We start from the raw sequence: 3,311 nt of genomic DNA, 5'->3' as shown, positions 1-3,311 counted from the left end.
CGGGTAATGAGTCGAGGTGCTCAGGCGTGCAGTTCGCGTCGTTGACTTCGTAATCGTCTTTGGCTTGGGCCGTATTAACCATTACGAGAGTTGCAAAAATCATTGATGCAGAAAAAGTAAAAAGGCGCACAACGAACTTCCCTTTAAAAAATGAGCCGTTTTTTTACCAACTAGCCATGCAATACACAAGCCCGAGATCCAGCCCAAAGCTCAAAGTAATTTCTCAACCACTTTGGCAGAGGCTGCATCGGAATGTCGGCGCCCCATGAAAAAAGCTGATCCAGGCCAACTGTTTGTATGCGAACGGGCGGACGTAGTTGAGCATCTTGGTCAGGACCGACATTCCAATACAGCTTCAAATCCAACCTAATCGCAAGGAGCACGATACATGGAACAAACCCTTCAGCAGCTACTGGCTGGACGCGTCAGTGCCTATGCCCTTTCTGATCGCCCTCGGGAGCTGATCGATGACGGTATCGACAAGATGTTCAAGAGTGTCGTCGAAGACGCATTTCGCTCCTACGGCACCATCGGCGAGTCAATCAAGGATGCAGTCAAGAAAGCGTTCCCGGCCAATGTCACTGACGTTTTTGAGCTGCAGCGCTACAACGCATTGATCGCAACTGCCCTGCGGGAGCGCTGGGAAGCCTCAGGAATGGAATCGGCAATTCTCGCCCAAGCAGATGCCTCAATTACAGAGGTGCTTACCGGCGAAGGTCTACTCACCGGGGAGGTTTCGCTGAAAGCGCTGCTGGAAGAATTCGTAGACGCCCACAAAGACGAAGCGGCCCAAGACCACTGGAGCGCGCCAGAAATTCGGATTACAGAGGACGACTCTCACACCCGAAAATTCGTCCACATCTACTTCGATCCCGAGCCCGAGGGTCAAAACATCTACAAATCAGCCCGCCGCAGCGACTACTCGCTGAAACACAACCTGCACGTGCTGATCGAGGGCGAGCGAGATACCGGCGACCGCTGGCAGCCTAAGGTCGCCTTCGGCCAGGTGTACAGCGCCCAGCTTGACGACAAAAAGGTTTCCCTGAAAAGAAGCGTCCGCAGCAAGTGGGAACGGATGCTTGCGTCTCTGTACTTCGGCAACGCGGTTCTGCTGATCGACTGCGAAGAAGGCGACTTTTCCTACGGTTTCGACGATTGAAAACCGCTCCAATGTCAGCCTGACGTTAACTGCCCGATGCCCTGGTACTCGCCAGCGCCAGGCCGCATCGGAGAGTGAGCGAAGCGTGCCCGAGCGGGCTGCAGCGCTAGGATCGCAAAGACCCGTAAACGTCCTGAGCCGGTAAGAGCGAGACGGTCAATACCAAAAATGCGGCGGGAAACAAGCAGGCATAGCGACCTGGTGTTTCGATCACTCTCCGATTCGGATGACACTGCGGCGTATAACTGCCCAATTGCATCATGACGGACTTGGCAGAGAGATAATCAAGGCTTGCCCAGCGCATCCAGTTCATCTGCTTCCTAGATGTTTGAGCTCGGGAAAATCAAGCAAAAAAAGGCGCCGTAGCGCCTTTTTTACGGGGGAGTTACTTAGCTTTAGTAAACGTTTCAATCCCGTTGCGCAGATGGCTGGTGATCTTGCCGTCGTCCCCCAGCTCCAAGGCTATTTTCTTCTGTTTCGTCACAAGAAGCTTGTCGGACTCGGGATACAAAAAGACTTCCACGTCCATATAGCCGTTTTCGTCTTTATCAATGTGTGCCAGAGCGCGATAGCCATCATCAGCCTTGGTAACAGTAAGTGTTTCGGACAACTCATCGGAATATTTCCAGACTCCAACAAAGTCCTTGCCCTTGTCACTGCAACCCACCAAGGCGGTGCAGGTCATGAGTGCGAAAATCAGATTTCTCATTTCATTTCTCCTTTTTGCAAATCTATTTCGTCCTTAGGGTTCAGCTTTTGCCACTCTTTCAGGACCCGGTGATTGCCACCACAGCTATCTACGCTTGATTAGTGCTGTGCAGTAAGCCGGGGCAGATCATACAGGAAACGACCATATGTCAGCGCCCGCCGCCTGCACCCCACTGAACAGGTGGCCACTGCCTTCCCAGTGAGCAAGCAACAGAGGATTGGCAGCCATGTAAACGACATTGACCCGGCCTACCGCATCAGGCGGCGCCGGCAAGTAAGGATCACGTAGGGAGGCCTCGTGAACCAGCGACATGAAAAGCCCCGCGTCGATGGGGCTTTTTTTCACCCAGCGTTTACCCGTCAGCACTCTCCCCTGTGCCCACTCGGCCTATGTCAGGCGGCCAGAGTGCTGACGAGTACACGCCCGAACGGAGAAAGGAACATGCACCAACTCATTCAGCAGAAAAGGGACACCCTGACCGCGATTCGGGCACGCGCCCACCTCGCCACAGCTGAGCTTTACGCCATGATCGGTAAAGAGCCACCCGCTCAAAAGATTCGCTACCAGGTGTCAGCAAAGAGCGCCAATGCCTGGCACATCGTCGAGATCACCAGCGGCAAGGTCGTTGGCTTCCGATTCAGCTACAAGGCGGCGTCCAATTACGCCCAGCAGCTGGAGTCGCGCGCCGATGGCGTGGTGGTGGAGCTGTCGCAGGCGGTGCTGCAATGATCGGCGAGAGCGTGCCGGACCAGCTCAAGCAGGCGATGGCGGAGATCGCCGCCAAGATTGAACACTTCCTCGCTACCGGCGAGAGGATCACGCTCATCGAACAAGGCGTCAGCGCCAACGCGCCGCTGCAGGGCACCACGAATCACTTGGAAACGCTCAAGACCAAGCGCGCTAAGCGTGCACCGCGGATTCGGGCGCTTGCCGAGGCCGGCCTTAATGCTCGCCAGATCGGCATGAAGATCGGCATCGATACCCGCACCGTCGCCCTAACTGCCCGAGAGCACGGCATCACCTTCACCGCAGCCACCTGATGCGGCGTCTATTCAAATGCGCCAACCAGCGCAGGCGGCAGACCTGGCTCAACATGCCAGCGCGCCAGATCGGAGATTCACCAGATGGAAAAGACAGCAGCGGCGAAACACTCGGCGGACTACCGTCGGCGCCAGAAACAGGAGAAGGAAAAGCTGGGGATCGAAACGCTGGAGGTCGATGCCCCAGTGGGCACTCGGTCGGGCATGACGCTTGCGATGAAGGATCACGGCTACAAGCAGATCCAAGAGCTGTGGCAGGATCTGGCGCTGTCATTCCTTGCAGCACCTCGCGAAGAGCAGGCGCGCCGGCTACGCAAACCTAGCGCGTCAGATTTTGTAGTTACTCCAAGACTAGCGCGCCAGTTGAAAGCGGCCGGCAAGGCCCAGGTGGATCCGGATGCAG

At 55.8% G+C, this 3,311-nt stretch carries 5 protein-coding genes; 4 read left to right on the top strand and 1 reads right to left on the bottom strand.

The annotated features are described in order from the left end of the window. Positions 1–388: 388 nt before the first annotated feature. Positions 389–1,159, top strand: coding sequence for a hypothetical protein (locus tag QMX88_RS29090; protein WP_282373702.1), 771 nt, complete (start codon positions 389–391; stop codon positions 1,157–1,159). A gap of 385 nt (positions 1,160–1,544) precedes the next feature. On the opposite strand, the gene QMX88_RS29085 is transcribed toward QMX88_RS29090, so the two are convergent. Next, a complete protein-coding gene (locus QMX88_RS29085; protein WP_282373700.1) occupies positions 1,545–1,868 on the bottom strand; it encodes a hypothetical protein in 324 nt (107 codons plus the stop codon). Between the two features lie 441 nt (positions 1,869–2,309). Between QMX88_RS29085 and QMX88_RS29080 the strand changes: the two genes are divergently transcribed. The 3 genes from QMX88_RS29080 to QMX88_RS29070 form a co-directional block, all read left to right on the top strand. Then, positions 2,310–2,597, top strand: coding sequence for a hypothetical protein (locus QMX88_RS29080; protein WP_282373699.1), 288 nt, complete (start codon positions 2,310–2,312; stop codon positions 2,595–2,597). After that, entirely contained in the window at positions 2,594–2,908 is a 315-nt protein-coding gene (locus tag QMX88_RS29075; protein ID WP_282373698.1) for a hypothetical protein, read from the top strand. Before QMX88_RS29080 ends, QMX88_RS29075 begins: the two co-directional genes overlap by 4 nt. Positions 2,909–2,992: 84 nt before the next feature. Further along, on the top strand, positions 2,993–3,311 hold a 319-nt coding region (locus QMX88_RS29070), incomplete at its 3' end, for a hypothetical protein (RefSeq protein WP_282373697.1).

The sequence above is a fragment of the Pseudomonas sp. PS02290 genome, from assembly GCF_029960075.1.
Classification (GTDB): domain Bacteria; phylum Pseudomonadota; class Gammaproteobacteria; order Pseudomonadales; family Pseudomonadaceae; genus Aquipseudomonas.
The sequence above is the reverse complement of the archived record's forward strand: the minus strand, read 5'-3'. Positions and strand labels throughout refer to the sequence as shown.

Coding starts and splice junctions, on each gene's coding strand:
- QMX88_RS29080 (WP_282373699.1), top strand. CDS start 2,310: ATGCACCAACTCATTCAGCAGAAAAGGGACACCCTGACCGCGATTCGG.
- QMX88_RS29075 (WP_282373698.1), top strand. CDS start 2,594: ATGATCGGCGAGAGCGTGCCGGACCAGCTCAAGCAGGCGATGGCGGAG.
- QMX88_RS29085 (WP_282373700.1), bottom strand. CDS start 1,868: ATGAGAAATCTGATTTTCGCACTCATGACCTGCACCGCCTTGGTGGGT.
- QMX88_RS29090 (WP_282373702.1), top strand. CDS start 389: ATGGAACAAACCCTTCAGCAGCTACTGGCTGGACGCGTCAGTGCCTAT.